Annotated in this window: 16 protein-coding genes and 1 pseudogene; 9 read left to right on the top strand and 8 right to left on the bottom strand. The window is 67.9% G+C overall.

What is annotated here, in order from left to right; translation table 11 throughout:
• Positions 1-170, bottom strand: a pseudogene (locus ABW137_RS04885) (LLM class F420-dependent oxidoreductase); the annotation flags it as partial.
• A gap of 108 nt (positions 171-278) precedes the next feature.
• Between ABW137_RS04885 and ABW137_RS04890 the strand changes: the two are divergent.
• The 9 genes from ABW137_RS04890 to ABW137_RS04930 all read left to right on the top strand — a co-directional run bounded on the left by ABW137_RS04890 (position 279) and on the right by ABW137_RS04930 (position 11,659).
• Entirely contained in the window at positions 279-800 is a 522-nt protein-coding gene (locus tag ABW137_RS04890; protein ID WP_526397455.1) for a hypothetical protein, read from the top strand.
• Entirely contained in the window at positions 769-1,959 is a 1,191-nt protein-coding gene (locus ABW137_RS04895) for a type III PLP-dependent enzyme (protein ID WP_526397457.1), read from the top strand. Before ABW137_RS04890 ends, ABW137_RS04895 begins: the two co-directional genes overlap by 32 nt.
• A 39-nt stretch (positions 1,960-1,998) precedes the next feature.
• Positions 1,999-3,129 carry a dimethylsulfone monooxygenase SfnG gene (gene sfnG, locus ABW137_RS04900; RefSeq protein ID WP_526397459.1) on the top strand — a complete coding sequence of 377 codons (1,131 nt, stop codon included), beginning with the start codon at positions 1,999-2,001 and terminating at the stop codon, positions 3,127-3,129.
• A 114-nt stretch (positions 3,130-3,243) separates the two neighbouring features.
• Positions 3,244-4,239 (top strand): DUF5336 domain-containing protein, encoded by a 996-nt coding sequence (locus ABW137_RS04905; RefSeq protein WP_526397461.1) that lies wholly within the window; start codon positions 3,244-3,246, stop codon positions 4,237-4,239.
• Between the two features lie 61 nt (positions 4,240-4,300).
• Positions 4,301-5,764 (top strand): cell division protein PerM, encoded by a 1,464-nt coding sequence (locus ABW137_RS04910; protein WP_526397463.1) that lies wholly within the window; start codon positions 4,301-4,303, stop codon positions 5,762-5,764.
• A gap of 10 nt (positions 5,765-5,774) precedes the next feature.
• Entirely contained in the window at positions 5,775-6,404 is a 630-nt protein-coding gene (gene purN, locus ABW137_RS04915; protein ID WP_526397465.1) for a phosphoribosylglycinamide formyltransferase, read from the top strand.
• 19 nt (positions 6,405-6,423) lie between these two features.
• On the top strand, positions 6,424-7,995 hold the full coding sequence (purH, locus tag ABW137_RS04920) for a bifunctional phosphoribosylaminoimidazolecarboxamide formyltransferase/IMP cyclohydrolase (RefSeq protein WP_526397467.1): 1,572 nt from the start codon (positions 6,424-6,426) through the stop codon (positions 7,993-7,995).
• 200 nt (positions 7,996-8,195) lie between these two features.
• Positions 8,196-9,578, top strand: coding sequence for a sigma 54-interacting transcriptional regulator (locus ABW137_RS04925; RefSeq protein WP_526397469.1), 1,383 nt, complete (start codon positions 8,196-8,198; stop codon positions 9,576-9,578).
• Between the two features lie 68 nt (positions 9,579-9,646).
• Positions 9,647-11,659 carry a vWA domain-containing protein gene (locus ABW137_RS04930; protein WP_526397471.1) on the top strand — a complete coding sequence of 671 codons (2,013 nt, stop codon included), beginning with the start codon at positions 9,647-9,649 and terminating at the stop codon, positions 11,657-11,659.
• Between the two features lies 1 nt (position 11,660).
• On the opposite strand, the gene ABW137_RS04935 is transcribed toward ABW137_RS04930, so the two are convergent.
• The 7 genes from ABW137_RS04935 to ABW137_RS04965 all read right to left on the bottom strand — a co-directional run.
• Positions 11,661-12,242: a DUF1707 domain-containing protein gene (locus ABW137_RS04935; RefSeq protein ID WP_526397473.1), complete on the bottom strand. Its 582-nt coding sequence runs from the start codon at positions 12,240-12,242 to the stop codon at positions 11,661-11,663.
• A 72-nt stretch (positions 12,243-12,314) separates the two neighbouring features.
• Complete coding sequence (locus tag ABW137_RS04940; protein WP_526397475.1) at positions 12,315-13,136, bottom strand: enoyl-CoA hydratase family protein; 822 nt, start codon at positions 13,134-13,136, stop codon at positions 12,315-12,317.
• Positions 13,136-14,293, bottom strand: a complete 1,158-nt coding sequence (locus ABW137_RS04945; protein WP_526397477.1) for an acyl-CoA dehydrogenase family protein — start codon at positions 14,291-14,293, stop codon at positions 13,136-13,138. Before ABW137_RS04945 ends, ABW137_RS04940 begins: the two co-directional genes overlap by 1 nt.
• Entirely contained in the window at positions 14,290-16,272 is a 1,983-nt protein-coding gene (locus ABW137_RS04950; protein ID WP_526397479.1) for an acetyl/propionyl/methylcrotonyl-CoA carboxylase subunit alpha, read from the bottom strand. The genes ABW137_RS04945 and ABW137_RS04950 overlap by 4 nt, the downstream gene beginning before the upstream one ends.
• A gap of 88 nt (positions 16,273-16,360) precedes the next feature.
• Positions 16,361-17,956, bottom strand: a complete 1,596-nt coding sequence (locus tag ABW137_RS04955; protein ID WP_526397481.1) for an acyl-CoA carboxylase subunit beta — start codon at positions 17,954-17,956, stop codon at positions 16,361-16,363.
• Positions 17,953-19,110, bottom strand: a complete 1,158-nt coding sequence (locus tag ABW137_RS04960; RefSeq protein ID WP_526397483.1) for an acyl-CoA dehydrogenase family protein — start codon at positions 19,108-19,110, stop codon at positions 17,953-17,955. The genes ABW137_RS04955 and ABW137_RS04960 overlap by 4 nt, the downstream gene beginning before the upstream one ends.
• Positions 19,110-19,391: AtuA-related protein (locus ABW137_RS04965; protein ID WP_526397485.1), on the bottom strand; the 282-nt coding region annotated here is incomplete at its 5' end. The genes ABW137_RS04965 and ABW137_RS04960, both read right to left, overlap by 1 nt.

A 19,391-nucleotide genomic window follows, 5' to 3' on the forward strand; every position in this document is an offset into this window, starting at 1 on the left:
TCGGGCAGGGACTCGTCACCCGTCGTGGGGTGTGCCGCCTCCCGCTTGATCGGGATGTGGGTGTGCTCGGGGACGTAGAACGTGTGGAAGCCGTGATCGTCGGCGAGTTTGGCTGCCGCCGCCGGAGCGATGCCGCGATCGCTGGTGAAAAGTACGAGCCCGTAGTCCATGCCCAGAATTAGAACGTGTTCTAGTCCCGGCGCGCAAGCAGCGTCGAGGACGAGATTGCGTAGTCGACTACTCAAGACCGCACCGACGCCCGACGGGATGGTTGGCGAATGGCCAACGAGCACACCATCGGCAGGAAGCTCGTCGAGTGGCTGCGTCGCTACCTTCCATGTGAGATCGCGGGAACGGTTTGCGAGCTGGGTGGCGCTGCCATCGCATACGGCGCCACGGGGTCCTACGCCGCGGCCGCCGTCGTCGCGACCATCGGAGCCTCGGTGGGCTACTACGCGGCGGCCTACGTCGCAGCCGTGCGCATCGCGTACGGCGCGCAGCCCTCGTTGCCTCGGACGCGACGCGCTCTCACGGCCAACGCCTTGGCCCTGCGCAGCGTCGCGATCGAGTTCGGGCCTGCAGAGGTCATCGACAGCCTGCTGATCCGTCCCGTCGCCTACTACCTCGGACCGATGATGTTCGGCGCCGTCGGCGGCTGGATCTTCGCGAAGGTGGTCGCCGACGTCGGCTTCTACGTATTGGCCATCCTCAGCTACGAGCGCTTCACCGGGCTGTTGGTGACCCGAACGAGATCAGAGGAGGAGCCGCATGAATCCGCAGCGACGGTCGCAACTGCGTAGGGAGTTGCGCGCCAAGTCCGGGCACTGGCAGGAACTGGTCGCCACCCACGGCACGCCGCTGCTGGTCCTGGACCCCTACCGCGTGGTCGCCAAGTACTCCCAACTCACCGAACATCTGCGCGGCTTCCGGCTGCACTACGCGGTGAAGGCGCTGCCACACCCCGTGGTGCTGACGGTGCTGGCCGCCGCGGGAAGCAGTTTCGACGTCGCCACCACCGCCGAGGTCGATCTGGTGCTCGGACTCGGGGTCCCCGCCAACCGCTGCATCTACACCCATCCGATCAAGAAGCCCGTCGACATCGACTACGCCTACCAGCGCGGGATTCGGACCTTCGTGGTGGACAACCCGGTCGAGGCGCAGAAGTTCGTCGGGAAGCCGTCGGACATCGAGATCCTGGTTCGCCTGGCGTTCTCGAATCCGTCGGCCAAATCGGACTTGTCGAGCAAGTTCGGTGTCGACCCGTCCGAGGCCGAGCTCCTGGTCAAGCACGTCGTGTCGGCGGGGGTGAGGTTCGCAGGCTTCAGCTTCCACGTCGGCAGCCAGGGCCCGTCGGTGGCGCCCTACCGCGATGCGTTGCGCGCGACCGTCGACCTCACCCATCACGTCGAACAAGCGATGGCACTGGACGTCCCGATCATCGACATCGGCGGCGGCTTCCCCGTCTCCTACCGCGCCGACATGCCAACCATCGCCGAGATTGGAACGGTCGTCGACGAGGTCATCGGCCACGGGCGCACCTATACGATGCTCGCCGAACCCGGCCGGTTCGTCGTCGCCGACTGCATGACGCTGCTCACCAGCGTCGTCGGCACCGCCACCAGGGCCGGACGGTCGTGGCACTACCTCGACGACGGCCTCTACGGCAGCTACTCCAACGTGATGACCGAGGACGTGCACCCGCCGATCCTGGCGTTGGCCGAACTCGCCACCGACGGCGAACCGCCACCGCTCGAGCCCGTCACGCTGGCAGGCCCCACCTGCGACAGCGTCGACGTCGTCGCCCGCGACTACCCGATGCCGACGTTGACGGTCGGGGACGTAGTGGTGAGCCCCATGATGGGCGCCTACACGTCGGTGACGTCGTCCCGGTTCAACGGGATCGACCAGACGCCGATCGTGATCGCGACGCCCAAACCTTCTACTCGTGAGGATCCATAGCGGTGACGACGTCGCCGCCGGATGATGCGATGGCACACCATGACGACCGAACGCATCGCCGAGAACGTCAAATTCGCGTACTGGGTGCCCAACGTCAGTGGTGGCTTGGTCACCAGCGACATCGAACAGCGCACCGACTGGAACTACGAGTACAACAAGAAGCTCGCCCAGACCGCTGAGAACAACGGTTTCGAGTACGCCCTGTCTCAGGTGCGGTACGAGGCGAGCTACGGCGCCGAGTTCCAACACGAGTCGACCAGCTTCTCGCTCGCACTGCTACTGGCCACCGAGCGCCTCAAGGTCATCGCCGCCGTCCACCCCGGCCTGTGGCAGCCCGCGGTGCTGGCCAAGCTGGGCGCCACCGCCGATCACCTCTCCGGAGGCAGGTTCGCCGTCAACGTGGTGTCCGGCTGGTTCAAGGACGAGTTCACCCACCTCGGCGAGCCGTGGCTGGAACACGACGAGCGCTACCGCCGCAGCGCCGAGTTCCTTCAGGTGCTCCGTCAAATCTGGACGACGGACGATGTCGACTTCCGCGGCGACTTCTACCGAATCCACGACTTCACGCTCAAGCCCAAGCCGCTCAACACGCCCGAGCGTCCAAATCCCGAGATCTTCCAGGGAGGTAACTCCACCGCGGCCCGCCGCAACGGTGGCCTCTACTCCGACTGGTACTTCTCCAACGGCAAGGACTTCGACGGCATCACCGAGCAGGTCGTCGAGGTGCGCGACCACGCTCGCACGGTGGGACGCGAAGTCAAGGTCGGCCTCAACGGGTTCATCATCGCGCGCGATACCGAGAAGGAAGCCCGCGACACCCTCCGCGAGATCATCGAGAAGGCGAACAAGCCCGCCGTCGAGGGCTTCCGCGGGGCCGTTCAGCAGGCCGGGAGCTCGACCGGTGACAAGAAGGGCATGTGGGCCGATTCGTCCTTCGAGGACCTCGTCCAGTACAACGACGGTTTCCGCACCCAGCTCATCGGTACGCCCGAGCAGATCGCCGAACGCGTCGCGGCCTACCGCAAGCGTGGGGTGGACCTGATCCTGGGCGGCTTCCTCCACTTCCAGGAAGAGGTCGAGTACTTCGGCGCCAACGTGCTGCCGCTGGTGCGCGAAATCGAGGCATCCGAAGAGGATTCGCGCAGCGAACCGGTGCTCACCCCAGCCTGACCCTCACGGTTTGCTCCTTTGTCGAAATGGGAGCCGACCCGCCTGCGCGGCCCGACGCGCCCGTCGACGGGTGCGCTAGCGTGGGTGGTCGAATCGCTCAGCACAGGAGGGGACATGTCCTATCCATCTGGTCCGGGTAACTCCGGATACCAGTCAGGGCCCCAGGCCCCGCAGTACGGCTCGCACAGCCAGCAGTACGGTGCGCCCCAAGAGGCGGCGCCCGCTGGCCCAAGCAAGTTGCCCATCTACCTCGCCGCCGCCGTCACGGCCCTCGGCATCGCCGTCTACCTGGCCAGCTTCGGTCCGGTGTTCACGATCAGCACGCCGAACATCCCCGGCTTCGGTCCCGCGGGCGGCGACGTCAGCGCCACGCCGATCGGGATCACGCTCGCCACGGCCGTGGCCGTGGTGGCCGGCCTGCTGGCCGGCGTGAGTCTGCTGCCCAAGCAGGCCAAGCTCAACGCCTGGGTGGCGATCCTTGCCGTACTGGCGTTGTTGATCGTGCTCACCCAGATCGTGGGCGTGCCGTCACCGGTGTCGTTCGGTTGGTCGCTGTACCTGATCATCGCGTTCTCCGTGCTGCAGGCGCTGGCGGCGATCGCCGCGCTGCTGTTGGATTCGGAGATCATCAGCGCGCCGGTGCCGAAGCCCAAGCAGTACGACCAGCCCTATGGCAGTCCGTACGGCGGTCCGGGTAACTATTACGGTCAACCACAGGGCCAACCGCATGATTACGGCCAGGGTCAGCCCGGCGGCCTGCCACAGCGTCCCAGCTACCCGCAGACGGGGCAGTACCCCGGTTACTCGAATGGCCCGACCACTGGCGGCTTCCCAAGCCAAGTGACCGCACCGACCGCGGCGCACAACATTTCGCAGGGCCCGTCGCAGAGCCCATCGCAGAGCCCGTCGCAAAGTCCGTTGTCGCAGAGCCAGAACGACTCGCAGAACGGTCCTCCGACACCTCCCACCGGATTCCCAGCATTCGGCCAGCCGCAACAGACGGGTGCTGCCTCAGGGCAGTCCTCGGAGACGACGGCGCTGACGAAGTCGTTTGACGCGCAGCCACCGCAGCATCAGGCTGCGCCGCCTTCCGCTCCGCCTCCGTCATAATCTCTAGCGGCGCGCACGCCACCTTCGCGCGCCCGAGAGTGCGCGAGGAGCGACGCAGCTAGTGGACAACCGGCCAGTCGGCACACGCCAGGCGCGCGACCTGCTGAGGGTTGCGTTCGGGCCGTCACTCATCGCGCTGGTCGTGATCGCGGCGGTCGTGCTGTTGCAGCTGGTGATCGCCAACAGCGACATGACGGGCGCGTTCGGCGCGATCGCGAGCATTTGGCTCGGTGTGCACCAGGTGCCGGTGTCGATCGGCGGCGCCGAACTCGGGGTGATGCCGCTGCTGCCCATGCTGCTGATGGTGTGGGGGACGGCGCGAACCACCGCGGCCGCCACGCGGGCCGGGACGTCGTGGTTCGTGATCCGCTGGATCGTCGCGTCGGCGCTGGGCGGCCCGCTGCTCATAGCCGCGATCGCGTTGGCCGTGGTCCACGACGCGTCGTCGGTGCTGACCGAGTTGCAGACGCCCAGCGCGCTGCAGTCGTTCAGCTGCGTGGCCGCGGTCCACCTGGCGGGTGCGGTCATCGGCGTCGGCACCAGGTTGTCGCGTCGGGTGCGGCGGATGCGGCACGTGCCCAACTGGCTGCCAGAAGCGGTGCGTGCGGCGTCTGCGGGGATGCTCGCCCTGTTCGGGTTGTGCGGCGTCGTCGCGGCCGGCTCGCTGGTCGTCCACTGGGGCACGATGGACGACCTGTATGCGATCACCGATTCGATGTTCGGACAGTTGAGCCTGACGCTGCTGTCGATTCTGTACGTGCCCAACGTGATCGTCGGCACGGCCGCGGTGGCCGTGGGATCCAGCGCGCACGTCGGGCTCGCTGCGTTCAGTTCGTTCACCGTTCTTGGCGGGGACATCCCGGCGCTGCCGATCCTCGCCGCGGCGCCCACACCGCCGCTCGGGCCGATCTGGGTGGCGCTGTTGATCGTCGGGGCCGTCGCCGCGGTTGCCTTCGGCCAGCAATGCGCGCGTCGGGCCGAACCTCTGCCTGCCGCGGCGGGCAAGGTCCTGGTCGGATCGGCCGTCGCCGGCGCGGTGATGGCACTGCTCGGATACGCCGGTGGTGGACGGCTCGGTAACTTCGGGGAGGTCGGGGTGGATCAGACCACCTTCGGCCCCGCGGTCTTCGTGTGGTTCATCGCAATCGGCGGTCTGACGGTGGCGATGAGCGGCGGCATCGCCCGTCGCGCCACGGTCCGTCGGGCAGCCACCCCCGATCCCGAGCCGCGGACCGCGCCGGTGACAACTGTCCCGGATGACGAGCCCGAGTTGCAGGCCGAGCCCGAGTTGCGGGCCGAGCCCGAGCCAGATGCCGAGGCTGAGCCCGACCCGGAGGTGGAAATCGAGCCAGAGCCCGAGCCAGAGCCGGTCGACGAGGAGCCCGCGGAGCCGCCGTGGACGGCCACGACGCCCCGCGCCCCCGATCTCGACGACGACCCCGAGGCGCACTTCCTGACCGACGACGACGCCGGTTTCGCAGGACTCGACCCCACCAGCGACAAGTCCCGCCACGCGGGCGATTAGGCTCCTTCGCGTGCAGCCCGAGCTTCATGTGCCCCCGTGTGCGCCGGCACGGCTCGTGGTCCTGGCGTCGGGAACCGGGTCGCTGCTGGAGTCTCTGCTCGAAGCCGCCGTCGGCGACTATCCGGCCCGGGTGGTGGCGGTGGGCACCGACCGCGACTGCAGGGCGCTCGAGGTCGCAGCGGCCGCGTCACTACCCGCCTACACGGTGCGCCTCGGCGAGTACCACGACCGCAACGACTGGGACGGGGCGATCACCCGAGCCACCGAGGCGCACGAGCCGGATCTGGTGGTGTCGGCGGGCTTCATGAAGATCCTTGGCCCGCAGTTTCTTTCCCGCTTCACCGGGCGGGTGATCAACACGCACCCCGCGTTGCTCCCCGCCTTCCCGGGAGCGCACGCGGTGCCGGATTCACTGGCCTACGGGGTGCGGGTCACCGGGTGCACGGTGCACCTGGTCGACTCTGGAATGGACACCGGGCCGATCCTGGCTCAGGAGGCGGTGGCCGTCCTCGACGGAGACGACGAGGCTTCACTGCACGAACGGATCAAGGTCGTCGAACGACGATTGTTGGTGGAGGTGCTCGCCGCGATGGCAACGCGCGGTGTGACGTGGACGGGACGAAGGGCGGCACTGGGATGACGCGGACGCGAGGAGCAAGATGACGGACGACGACGGCAGGCGTCCGATTCGGCGCGCGCTGATCAGCGTGTACGACAAGACCGGGCTGGCCGCCCTGGCCCGCGGGCTGCACGACGCAGGCGTGGTGATCGTCTCGACGGGCTCGACCGCGAAGACCATTGCCGCCGACGGTGTTCCGGTAACGCCGGTCGAGGACGTCACGGGCTTTCCCGAGGTGCTCGACGGGCGGGTGAAGACGCTGCACCCGCGGGTGCACGCCGGACTGTTGGCCGACACCCGCAAGGCCGAGCACCTCTCGGCGTTGACGGAACTCGGCGTCGAAGCCTTCGAGTTGGTGGTCGTCAACCTCTACCCGTTCAGCGAAACCGTGGAATCCGGTGCCAGCGAAGACGAGTGCGTCGAGCAGATCGACATCGGCGGCCCGTCGATGGTGCGGGCGGCTGCGAAGAACCATCCGAGCGTCGCCGTAGTCGTCGAACCGCTCGGCTACGACGGTGTGCTGGCGGCCGTGAAGGCCGGCGGATTCACCCTGGCGGAGCGGAAGCGGCTGGCGTCCTTGGCTTTTCGGCACACCGCCGAGTACGACGTCGCCGTTGCCAGCTGGATGGGTTCGACCCTGGCGCCTCAGCAGGGGGATGCGTTCGCGCCCGAGTGGGTCGCGGGCACGTGGAAGCGGACCGCGGTGCTGCGCTACGGCGAGAACCCGCACCAGCAGGCCGCGCTCTACCGCGACGACTCGTCATGGCCGGGGCTCGCGCAGGCCGAGCAGTTGCACGGCAAGGAGATGTCGTACAACAACTACACCGACGCGGACGCCGCGTGGCGGGCAGCGTTCGACTACGAGCAGACCTGTGTCGCGATCATCAAGCACGCCAACCCGTGTGGCATCGCGGTGTCCTCGGAGTCGGTCGCCGACGCGCACCGCAAGGCCCACGAGTGCGATCCCCTCAGTGCGTTCGGCGGGGTGATCGCCGCCAACACCGCGGTGAGCGTCGAGATGGCCGAGACGGTCGCCGACATCTTCACCGAGGTGATCATCGCGCCCGCCTACGAACCTGGAGCCGTGGAGATCCTGGCCCGCAAGAAGAACGTCCGCGTCTTGGTCGCCGCCCAGCCGCAGGATCGCAGCACGGAGTTCCGTCAGGTCAGCGGCGGCCTGCTGCTGCAGCAGCGCGACGCGCTCGATGCCCCCGGTGACGATCCCAACACCTGGACGCTGGCCACCGGCTCGCCCGCCGACGCCGAGACCCTGGCCGATCTGGTGTTCGCTTGGCGGGCATGCCGCGCGGTGAAGTCGAACGCCATCGTCGTCGCGAAGGGCGGCGCCACGGTCGGCGTTGGGATGGGCCAGGTCAACCGGGTCGACGCGGCGAAGCTGGCGGTCGAGCGGGCCGGCGAGCGCGTGCAGGGGGCCGTGGCATCCTCCGACGCGTTCTTCCCCTTCCCGGACGGACTCGAGGTGCTGACGGCGGCGGGCGTGAAGGCGATCGTCCATCCCGGCGGGTCGGTGCGCGACGAGTTGGTCACCGAGGCCGCCGCAAAGGCGGGGATCACGCTGTACCTGACGGGCGCACGCCACTTCGCGCACTAGGCGATCGGCGGCACCGGGCTCCGGCGGCTCCGGCAGCCCGCGAGTGTGAATCTGGCGACGCGGATCGGGGGATTTGCGTCGCCAATTTCACACTCGCGCGGACGCAGAACGGACGCGCGTGGGCGCGCTGACTCCATTCCCGATTCTGCTCTCAGCACGGAGGCGATGCCTCCCGGCGCGATCAGTCGTAGCGTGGAGTAGTGACCTCACCTAACGAGCTTCCCCGCACCGTCGGAGAACTCCGCGCCTCCGGGCACGTCGAACGCGGCGTCAAGAGCGAAATCCGGGAGAACCTGCTCGCCGCCCTCGGCGAGGGCCGCGACGTGTGGACCGGCATCCTCGGCTTCGAAGACACCGTCATCCCCCAACTCGAACGCGCCCTGATCGCGGGGCACGACGTCGTCCTGCTCGGTGAGCGCGGTCAAGGCAAGACCCGCCTGCTGCGCGCGCTCACCGGGCTCCTCGACGAATGGACACCGGTGATCGAGGGCTCCGAGCTGAACGAACACCCGTACTCGCCGATCACGCCGGAGTCGATCCGCCGAGCGGTGACCTCGGGTGACGATCTTCCGATCACCTGGTTGCACCGCAGCGAGCGCTACACCGAGAAGCTCGCCACCCCCGACACCAGCGTCGCCGACCTGGTCGGCGACATCGACCCCATCAAGGTTGCCGAGGGTCGCAGCCTCGGCGACCCCGAGACCATCGCCTTCGGTCTCATTCCGCGGGCCCACCGCGGCATCGTCGCCATCAACGAGCTGCCCGACCTCGCCGAGCGCATCCAGGTGTCGATGCTCAACGTCATGGAGGAGCGCGACATCCAGGTCCGCGGCTACACGCTGCGCCTCCCGCTCGACGTGCTCGTCGTCGCCAGCGCCAACCCCGAGGACTACACCAACCGCGGTCGCATCATCACCCCGCTGAAGGACCGCTTCGGCGCCGAGATTCGCACGCACTACCCACTGGAGCTCGCAGCCGAGGTCGGCGTCATCAAGCAAGAGGCCCACCTGGCCGCCGCAGTGCCCGAATACCTGCTGCAGATCCTCGCCCGCTTCGCGCGGGGGCTGCGCGAGTCCCAGTCGGTCGACCAGCGGTCCGGGGTGTCCGCCCGGTTCGCCATCGCCGCCGCCGAGACCGTCGCCGCAGGCGCGCGACACCGCTCGGCGATCCTCGGCGAGCAGGATCCCGTCGCGCGCGTCGTCGATCTGGCCACCATCGTCGACGTGCTCCGCGGCAAGCTGGAATTCGAGTCCGGTGAGGAGGGGCGTGAGCAGGCGGTGCTGGAGCACCTGTTGCGACGGGCGACCGCCGACACCGCGCAACGGCTGTTGGGCGGCCTCGACGTCGGGCCGCTGGTGCTCGCTGTCGAGCAAGGCGCCCCGGTGACGACGGGTGAGCGCGTATCCGCCAAGGACGTGCTTGCCGCGCTGCCGGACCTGCCGGTCGTCGACGCCGTCGCCGAACGGCTCGAGGCGCAATCCGACGGAGAACGGGCAGCCGCCCTCGAACTGGCGCTGGAAGCGCTGTACTTGGCAAAGCGCATCGACAAGGTATCCGGCGAAGGTGAAACCATCTATGGCTGACGCCGCACGACGAGCAAACGGCTGCCCCATTGCTCCCCACGTCCGCAGCGAGGCACAGGAGTGCGGCCATGGCTAAACGCACGTCACGGTATTCGCGATACTCCGGAGGGCCGGACCCGCTGGCGCCGCCCGTCGACCTTCGCGACGCGCTGGAGCAGATCGGGCAGGACGTCATGGAGGGCACCTCGCCGCGACGGGCGCTCGCCGAACTGATGCGACGCGGCACCAAGGACATGAAGGGCGCCGACCGACTGGCCGCCGAGGTCAACAGCAGACGCCGGGAACTGTTGCAGCGCAACAATCTCGACGGCACCCTTCAGGAGATCAAGAAGCTGCTCGATGAGGCCGTCCTCGCCGAGCGCAAGGAATTGGCTCGCGCGCTCGACGACGACGCGAGGTTCAACGAGCTGCAGTTGGAGGCGTTGCCGCCGTCGCCTGCCAAGGCCGTCCAGGAACTCTCCGAGTACGACTGGCGCTCGCAGGAGGCACGCGAGAAGTACGAGCAGATCAAGGATCTCATGGGTCGCGAGATGCTCGATCAGCGTTTCGCGGGCATGAAGGAGGCGTTGGAGAACGCGACCGACGAGGACCGCCAGCGGGTCAACGACATGCTCGACGACCTGAACGAGTTGCTCGACAAGCACAGCAGCGGGCAGGACACGCAGCAGGACTTTCAAGACTTCATGGCCAAGCACGGCGAGTTCTTTCCGGAGAATCCGAAGGACATCGACGAGCTGCTCGACTCGCTGGCCAAGAGGGCCGCCGCCGCGCAGCGGTTCCGCAACAGCCTGTCAGCCGACCAGCGTGCCGAGCTGGATGCGTTGGCGCAGCAGGCCTTTGGCTCGCCTTCGCTGACCGACGCCCTGAACAAGCTGGATCAGCATCTGCAAAACGCCAGGCCCGGTGAGGACTGGCAGGGCTCGGAGCGCTTCTCCGGCGACAACCCCATGGGCATGGGGGAGGGCGCGCAGGCCATGGCAGACATCGGCGAGCTCGAGCAACTCGCCGAGCAGCTGTCGCAGAGCTACGCCGGCGCCCAGATGGACGACGTCGACCTCGACATGTTGGCCCGCCAACTCGGTGAGGAAGCCGCCATCGACGCGCGGACGCTGTCCGAGCTCGAGCGGGCGCTGATGAATCAGGGGTTCCTGGACCGGGGCTCCGACGGGCAGTGGCGGCTGTCGCCCAAGGCCATGCGCCAGCTCGGCCAGATGATTCTTCGCGATGTGGCACAACAGCTTTCGGGGCATCACGGCGAACGCGACACCCGCCGAGCGGGAGCGGCCGGTGAACTCACCGGAGCCACCAGGCCGTGGCAGTTCGGCGACACCGAGCCGTGGAACGTCACGCGCACTCTGACCAACGCGGTGTTGCGCCAGTCCGGCGGGCAGGAGCGCAGCGACCGGGGGATTGGCAGCGGCACCGGGGTGGCGGGACTACCGATGCAGATCACCGTCGACGACGTCGAGATCTCCGAGACCGAGACCCGCACCCAGTCCGTGGTGGCGCTGCTCGTCGACACGTCGTTCTCGATGGTGATGGAGAACCGCTGGCTCCCCATGAAGCGGACCGCGCTGGCACTGAACCACCTCATCAGCACCCGGTTCCGTTCCGACGACCTCCAGATCATCGCCTTCGGCAGGTACGCGAGGAGCGTGAGCGCCGCCGAGCTGACGGGGCTGGAGGGCGTGTACGAGCAGGGCACCAACCTGCACCACGCTCTGGCGCTGGCGTCGCGTCACCTGCGACGGCATCCCAACGCGCAACCGGTCGTACTCGTCGTCACCGACGGTGAGCCGACCGCCCACCTCGAGTCCTATCCGGATGACGACGGCGGTCCCGCTGTGTACTTCGATTACCCGCCGCATCCGCGGACCATCGCCCACACCGTCAAGGGGTTCGACGAGATCGCGCGGCTCGGCGCGCAGGTGACGATCTTCCGGCTCGGCAGCGACCCGGGCCTGGCGCGATTCATCGATCAGGTGGCTCGACGGGTCGAAGGCCGCGTGATCGTGCCCGACCTGGATGGGCTCGGCGCGGCCGTGGTCGGTGACTACCTGCGCTCGCGACGAAGGCGGTGAGCTAGACCCGCGCCTTACGTGGCTTGCGCCGGATGCCGACGCTGCCCAAGAGCGAGAAGCCGCGGATCGTCACGACAGGGGCGCCCGGGCTGCCCTGCTCGCTGAGACGGTCGAAGCCGCCAAGCACCCCGATCCCGTGCACGTCGACGTTCAATTCGGGTGGCAGCAGGATCGTCTGTCCACCGAAGATCGAGTACGAATGGATTTCCACTGCCGTCGAGGTCAGGTCGGCGTACCGGAGATCGATGACGCCGCCGCCGAAGACCGCCACCGACGTGAGCCGCTTCGGCACGTTCCATCGACCGCGCCGCTCGAAGCCGCTCATGATCGCCAGCAGCAGGGTGGACGGTGCCGGCCGACCCGGCGCGGCGCCGGGTACCGCCGTCGCGATACCCGGCAGGTCGGAGTTGAGGCGATCCAGCTCGTCGAAGGTCTGAGCTGCGTACGCCTTCTTGAGCCGTTCCTCGTACTCACCCATCTGGAGGCGGCCCTGGGCGGCGGCATCGGTGAGCAGTTGCGCCATGTGGATGCGATCGGCGTCCGCAGCACGCATCGATCCGGATCGTGACGCTCCATTGCTCATTGTCGTCGAGCCTACGACGAACTCCCCGACATGCAAGACGCGTGGGTCGAAGCCGCTGCCGTCGGCCCGAGATCAGCTGGCGTGGTCGGGCGGATCGAGCCACCGCGGCGCCCGCTTCTCCAGGAAGGCCAGCATTCCTTCGCGCGCCTCGTCGGAGACGAACAGCTGGGCGGACGCCTGGGACAGGGCCTCGGCGCTAGCGTCGAACCCGGCCAGCAGCGATGCCGTCGTCAACGCCTTCGACGCCGCCAGCCCCTGCGGTGAGCCCTTCACGATGTCGGCCGCGATGGCGGCCACGGTGGCGTCGACGTCGTCGGCCGCCAGCGTGATCAGCCCGATGGCTGCGGCTTCCTCGGCACCGAACTTCTCGCCGGTGACGAAGTAGCGTCCCGCCGCACGCGCCGTCATCTTCGGCAGCAGGGTCAGCGAGATGATGGACGGAGCGACGCCGATGCGAGCCTCTGTGAGCGCGAACGTGCTCGCCGGTCCTGCGACGACGATGTCGCAGGCGCCGACGAGGCCGAGGCCGCCCGCCCGGACGTGACCGTCGATCGCGCCGATCACGGGCACGGGCAGTTCCAGGATCGCCCGCAGCACCTGAGCCATCTCCCGTGCCCGCGACACGGCAAGCTCGCCGGGCGCGCTCGCCGCCGGGTCTGATGGGCGGCCCGCCGCCGTACCGAGGTCGGCACCCGCGCAGAACGTGCCGCCTGCGTGGCCCAGCACGACGCAGCGCACGGTCGGGTCGGCGGCCGCGCTCGACAGCCCGTCGTGCAGTTGCCGGACCAGGACGGTCGACAGGGCGTTGCGGTTGTGCGGTGAGTCCAGTACGAGCCGGGCGACGCCGGCCTCGACGGAGTAACGGACGAGCGACCCGGGGTCCGATTCAGCCATCAGTAGGACCGGGGGAGGCCCAGCGACGTCTGCGCGATGAAGTTGAGGATCATCTCCCGGCTGACCGGCGCAATGCGTGCCAACCGTGACGCGGTCAGCACCGAGGCGATGCCGTACTCCTTGGTCAACCCGTTGCCGCCCAACGACTGCACGGCCTGGTCCACCGCCCGCACCGACGCCTCACCAGCCGCGTACTTCGCCATGTTGGCCGCCTCGGCCGCGCCGAAGTCGTCGCCGCCGTCATAGAGCGTCGCGGCCTTCTGCATCATCAGTTTGGCCAGCTCGATCTCGATGTAGTTCTGCGCCAGCGGATGTGAGATGCCCTGGTGCGCACCGATCGGTGTCTTCCACACCTGACGAGTCTTGACGTAGTCGGCGGCCTTGTTGATCGCGAAGCGTCCCATGCCGACGGCGCTGGCCGCGCCCATGATGCGCTCGGGGTTCAGACCAGCGAACAACTGCGCGATCGCCGCGTCCTCGGCCCCGACGAGGGCGTCGGATGGCAACCGGACGTCGTCGAGGAACAGCTGGAACTGGAACTCCGGGCTGACGATCTCCATGTCGATCTTGGTGTAGCTCAGGCCGGCTGTGTCAGTGGGCACCACGAAGAGCGCGGGCTTGAGGTTGCCGGTCTTGGCCTCCTCCGTGCGGCCCACCACCAGGACTGCCTGTGCCTGATCGACGCCGGAGATGTATACCTTTTGGCCGTTGAGGATCCAGTCGTCACCGTCGCGGCGCGCCGTGGTGGTGATGCGGTGTGAGTTGGAACCGGCGTCGGGCTCGGTGATGGCGAACGCCATCGTGATCGACCCGTCGGCGATACCCGGGATCCACCGCTTCTTCTGGTCCTCGGTACCGAACTTGCTGATGATCGTCCCGTTGATGGCGGGGGAGACCACCATCATCAACAGGGCGCAACCGTTGGCGGCCATCTCCTCCATGACCAGCGACAGCTCGTACATGCCTGCCCCGCCGCCGCCGTACTCCAAAGGCAAGTTGACCCCGATGAAGCCGAGTTTTCCTGCGTCGGACCATAGTTCGGTGGTGTGCTCGCCGGCGCGGGCCTTCGCCAGGTAGTAGTCCTGCCCGTAGCTCGACGCCAGGGCGGCCACGGCCTTGCGCAGTTCCTGTTGCTCATCGGTTTCGGTAAAGCTCATTGGGGATCTCCTTGGGTGTTCTCGATACGGGCGAGTACGGCACCGACGTCGACCTGCTGGCCTGCCGTCACGGTGAGTTCGGCGAGCACGCCATCGGCGGGGGCGGTGATGGTGTGCTCCATCTTCATGGCTTCAAGCCAGATCAGGGCCTGCCCCGCCGTGACCCGGTCACCGACCGCCGCACCGACCTTGGTGACCGAGCCCGGCATCGGCGCCACCAGCGATCCCAGAGCGACGGCGGATTCCGGATCCGGGAAGCGGGGCACGACGGTCAACTGAACGGGTCCGAGTGGACCGTCCACGAAGACGTCCTGGGCGTCGGGGTAGCGCGCGACGGCGAAGGGCAACTCGACGCCGTCGATGGCGAGGACGACCCCATTGGGCGCCGACGCCACCAGTGTCGACGACCCCTCGCCGGCAATCTCGACATCAAGACCATTGCGCCCGAACCGGTACCGAACCACGTGCTCGTCGCCGCTGACGTCGACGTAGCGCTTGGTCTGAAACCCCGAAGCCAGGTTTCGCCAGCCGCTGGGCAGGCCCTTCAACGCGGTTGCGGTGCTGCGGTTCTCGGCCGCGTCGGCGAGCGCGGCGGCCAGCGCAGACAGGGCAGGCGCCGTGGCGTCCGCGACGGGCCTGGCCAACACGTCGAGGCCGTGCGTGTCGAAGAACGCGGTGTCGGTGGCACCGTCGAGGAACGCGGGGTGGCGGAGCACGTTCACCAGCAGGTCGCGGTTCGTGCGGATGCCGTGCAGTCGGGCGCGGGTCAGCGCGTCGGCCAGGATCGTGGCGGCCTGAGTGCGATTCGGCGCCCACGAGATCACCTTGGCCAGCATGGGATCGTAGAAGATGGACACCGTGGATCCGTCGACCACGCCCGAGTCGACGCGGACTCCGCCGCGGCCGAGCAAACCGAACTCGGTGAGCTTGCTTGGCACGTCGAAGCGGTGCACGGGCCCAGCCTGCGGCTGCCAGTTCTTGGCGGGGTCCTCGGCGTAGAGCCTCACCTCGATCGAATGCCCTTGCGAGGCTGGGGGTTTCGCGTCGAGTTGACCGCCGTCGGCGACCAGTAGTTGCAGCTCGACGAGATCCAGACCGGTGGTCTCCTCGGTGACGGGGTGCTCGACCTGCAGGCGGGTGTTCATCTCGAGGAAGTAGAAGTCGCCGTGCTCGTCGGCCATGAACTCGACGGTGCCTGCGCCGGTGTAGTCGATGGCGTGCGCCGCCAGACGTGCGGCCTCGAACAACTTTTCCCGCATGCCAGGAACGCGCTCGACGAGTGGCGACGGAGCCTCCTCGACGACCTTCTGATGGCGTCGCTGGATGGAGCACTCACGTTCGCCGACCGCCCAGACGGTGCCGTGCGCGTCGGCCATCACCTGTACCTCGACATGGTGACCGGCCGCCAGGTAGCGCTCGCAGAACACCGTCGGGTCACCGAACGCGGACTGGGCTTCCCGCTGCGCGGCCTCGACCTCGGCAGCCAGCTCGGCCAGCTCGCGGACCACGCGCATGCCCCGTCCGCCGCCGCCCGCCGATGCCTTGATCAGTACCGGGAGCTGCTCGGCGGTTACGGTGTCGGGGTCCAGCTCGTCGAGCACCGGCACACCGGCGGCGGCCATCAGCTTCTTGGCTTCGATCTTGGAGCCCATCGCCTGCACGGCGGCGACCGGAGGGCCGATCCACGTGAGCCCGGCGCTCTCTACGGCAGCGGCGAATTCGGCGTTCTCCGAGAGGAACCCGTAGCCGGGGTGGATGGCGTCGGCGCCCGCTGCCCGTGCGGCTGCGATCAGCTGCTTCGCGTCGAGATAGCCATTGCGGCCGTCGAGCCGGACTCGGAGGTCGGCCTCGGAAACGTGCGGGGACCCGGCGTCGGGATCGGTGTAGACGGCGACGGTGCCGATGCCCAGCCGGCGGCAGGTGGTGAAGACGCGCCGGGCTATTTCGCCGCGGTTGGCCACCAAGACTCGCGTGATCATGATGCCTTTCGTGTGATTTGTGCACGTTTGACCGCGCGCACCGCGGCTAAACGTGCACAAATCGCGAGGGTGGGGGGCATGGGCGGGCTCACATCCGGAAGACGCCGAAGTTCGACGTCCCCTCGATCGGGCCATTGGCGATGGCGGACAAACACATTCCCAGCACGGTGCGGGTGTCGCGAGGATCGATGACGCCGTCGTCGAACATCCGCCCGGACAGGAACATGGGCAGCGACTCGGCGTCGATCTGCGCCTCGATTGCCGCCCGCAGAGAAGCATCGGCAGCCTCGTCGAGAACCTGACCGCGGGCCTCTGCGGCGGCACGGCTGACGATCGAGATGACACCGGCCAACTGGGCGCCACCCATCACCGCAGACTTCGCACTGGGCCAGGCGAACAGGAAACGCGGGTCGTAGGCCCGCCCGCACATGCCGTAGTGGCCTGCGCCGTAGGACGCGCCGATCAGCAGCGAGATGTGCGGCACCGTCGAGTTGGACACGGCGTTGATCATCATCGAGCCGTGCTTGATCATCCCGCCTTCCTCATACGCCTTGCCGACCATGTAGCCGGTCGTGTTGTGCAGGAACAACAGTGGCGTGTTGGATCGATTGGCGAGTTGAATGAACTGGGTGGCCTTCTGCGACTCCTCGCTGAACAGCACGCCGCGCGCGTTGGCCAAGATGCCGATGGGGTATCCGTGCAACGTGGCCCAGCCCGTCACGAGTGAGCCACCGTAGAGCGCCTTGAACTCGTCGAATCGGGATCCGTCGACGATGCGGGCGATGACGTCGCGGGGATCGAACGGCACCCGCAGGTCGGCGGGGACGATGCCGATCAGCTCATCGGCGTCGTACAGCGGATCGGCAACCGCGCCGGGTTCGGGGCCCGCCTTGCGCCAATTGAGCCGGGCCACGATCCGGCGGCCGATGCGGATCGCGTCGGGTTCGTCGACGGCGAAGTAATCGGCCAATCCGGAAGTGCGGGCATGCATCTCGGCGCCGCCCAGTGATTCGTCATCGGACTCCTCGCCGGTGGCCATCTTCACCAGCGGCGGGCCGGCAAGGAACACCTTCGAGCGTTCCTTGATCATCACCACGTGATCGGACATGCCGGGCACGTAGGCGCCGCCCGCCGTGGAGTTGCCGAAGACCAGCGCGATGGTCGGGATACCCGCGGCGGAGAGCCGGGTGAGGTCGCGGAACATCTGCCCGCCGGGGATGAACACTTCCTTCTGCGTCGGAAGGTCCGCGCCGCCCGACTCGACGAGGGAAATGACCGGCAAGCGGTTCTCCCGGGCGATCTGGTTGGCGCGCAAAATCTTTCGCAATGTCCACGGGTTGCTGGTGCCGCCCTTGACGGTGGGATCGTTGCCGACGATCAGGCACTCGACGCCCTCTACGACACCAATGCCCGTCACGACGCTGGCGCCGACGTGGAATTCGCTTCCCCACGCCGCGAGTGGACTCAGTTCGAGGAACGGCGAGTCCTCGTCGACGAGGAGTTCGATGCGTTCCCGTGGCGTCAGCTTCCCGCGGGCGTGGTGGCGTTCGACGGACTTGGCGCTGCCGCCAGCGAGTGCTTTGGCGTGCTCGACGTCGAGTTCGGCGAGCTTGGCGGTCATCGCCTCGGCGGCGTCGGTGAATGCCGCCGACGTGGGATCGACGAGGGACTTTAGGGGGCTCATGATTGGTATCCAAGTGTCTTGGCGGCGAGGCTCGTCAGGATTTCGGTGGTCCCGCCACCGATGCCAAGGATGCGCATGTCGCGGTACTGGCGCTCCACCTCCGACTCGGCCATGTAGCCCATGCCGCCGAAGAGCTGGACCGCCTGATTGGCCACCCACTCGCCCGACTCGACGGCGGTGTTCTTGGCGTGGCACACCTCGGTGATGAGGTTCGTCTCGCCCGCCAACTGTCGTTCGACGACGTGGCGGGTGTACACCCGTGCGACGTCGATCCTGCGGGCCATCTCGGCCAGCGTGCTCTGGACCGACTGCCGCGAGATCAGGGGTCTGCCAAAGGTTTCCCGATTGCGGCACCACTCGACGGTGAGATCGAGGCAACGCTGGGCACTCGAGTAGGCTTGCGCGGCGAGTCCGACGCGCTCGCTGACGAACGCACCGGCGATCTGGAGGAAGCCACTGTTCTCGGCCCCGATCAGGTTGGCGGCGGGAACCCGGGCATCGGTGTAGGACAGCTCGGCAGTGTCACTCGACCGCCAGCCCATCTTCTCCAACTTGCGGCTGACCTCGAAGCCAGGCGTGCCCTTGTCGACGACGATCAGCGATACTCCAGCGGCACCCGGCCCGCCGGTGCGCGCGGCGGTGACGACGTAGTCGGCCCGCACGCCGGAGGTGATGTAGGTCTTGGCGCCGTTGAGGACGTAGTCCCCATTGCCTGAGCCGTCTCGGACTGCCTTCGTGGTGAGGTGGCCGACGTCGGACCCGCCGCCCGGCTCGGTGATCGCCAGCGCGCCGATCATCTCGCCCCGCAACGTCGGTCGCACGTAGGTCTCGATCAGGCGTTCGTCGCCCGAAGCGATCATGTGCGGCGTCGCGATGCCGCACGTGAATAGTGACGCATAGACACCACCCGGCGCGCCGGACTGGTGGATCTCCTCGCAGATGACCACGGCGTCGGCGCCGTCACCACCTCCGCCGCCGACGGATTCGGGCATGCCCGCGCCGAGGAGTCCCGCTTCGCCCGCCTTGACGTGCAGTTCGCGTGGGAGCTCGCCCGAGCGCTCCCAGTCGTCGACGTGGGGCAGGATCTCGCGCTCTGCGAACGCCCGCACGGACTTTCGCAGTTGCTCACGCTCGGGCGTGGTCCAGATGCTCATCAGAGCAGCTCCTCCGGGATGTCGAGGTGTCGGGCGCGCAGCCATTCGCCGAGACCCTTGGCTTGTGGGTCGAAGCGGGCCTGGTGCGCGACGCCCTTGCCGAGGATGCCTTCGATGACGAAGTTCACCGCCCGCAGGTTGGGAAGCAGATACCGGTTGACGGTTAGTTCGGTTGTCTCGGGCAGCAATTCGCGGAGGGTGTCGACCGTGAGTGTGTGAGCTAGCCAGCGCCACTGGTCGTTGGTGCGGACCCAGACTCCGACGTTGGCGTTGCCGCCCTT

The organism is Mycobacterium sp. (assembly GCF_040509115.1).
Classification (GTDB): domain Bacteria; phylum Actinomycetota; class Actinomycetes; order Mycobacteriales; family Mycobacteriaceae; genus Mycobacterium.

Bases quoted from the DNA above. Each gene is read 5' to 3' on its own strand.
- ABW137_RS04930 (WP_526397471.1), top strand. From the start codon at position 9,647: ATGGCTAAACGCACGTCACGGTATTCGCGATACTCCGGAGGGCCGGAC.
- ABW137_RS04945 (WP_526397477.1), bottom strand. From the start codon at position 14,293: ATGAGCTTTACCGAAACCGATGAGCAACAGGAACTGCGCAAGGCCGTG.
- ABW137_RS04895 (WP_526397457.1), top strand. From the start codon at position 769: ATGAATCCGCAGCGACGGTCGCAACTGCGTAGGGAGTTGCGCGCCAAG.
- ABW137_RS04960 (WP_526397483.1), bottom strand. From the start codon at position 19,110: ATGAGCATCTGGACCACGCCCGAGCGTGAGCAACTGCGAAAGTCCGTG.
- ABW137_RS04950 (WP_526397479.1), bottom strand. From the start codon at position 16,272: ATGATCACGCGAGTCTTGGTGGCCAACCGCGGCGAAATAGCCCGGCGC.
- ABW137_RS04940 (WP_526397475.1), bottom strand. From the start codon at position 13,136: ATGGCTGAATCGGACCCCGGGTCGCTCGTCCGTTACTCCGTCGAGGCC.
- ABW137_RS04955 (WP_526397481.1), bottom strand. From the start codon at position 17,956: ATGAGCCCCCTAAAGTCCCTCGTCGATCCCACGTCGGCGGCATTCACC.
- ABW137_RS04935 (WP_526397473.1), bottom strand. From the start codon at position 12,242: ATGAGCAATGGAGCGTCACGATCCGGATCGATGCGTGCTGCGGACGCC.
- sfnG (WP_526397459.1), top strand. From the start codon at position 1,999: ATGACGACCGAACGCATCGCCGAGAACGTCAAATTCGCGTACTGGGTG.
- ABW137_RS04905 (WP_526397461.1), top strand. From the start codon at position 3,244: ATGTCCTATCCATCTGGTCCGGGTAACTCCGGATACCAGTCAGGGCCC.
- ABW137_RS04890 (WP_526397455.1), top strand. From the start codon at position 279: ATGGCCAACGAGCACACCATCGGCAGGAAGCTCGTCGAGTGGCTGCGT.
- purH (WP_526397467.1), top strand. From the start codon at position 6,424: ATGACGGACGACGACGGCAGGCGTCCGATTCGGCGCGCGCTGATCAGC.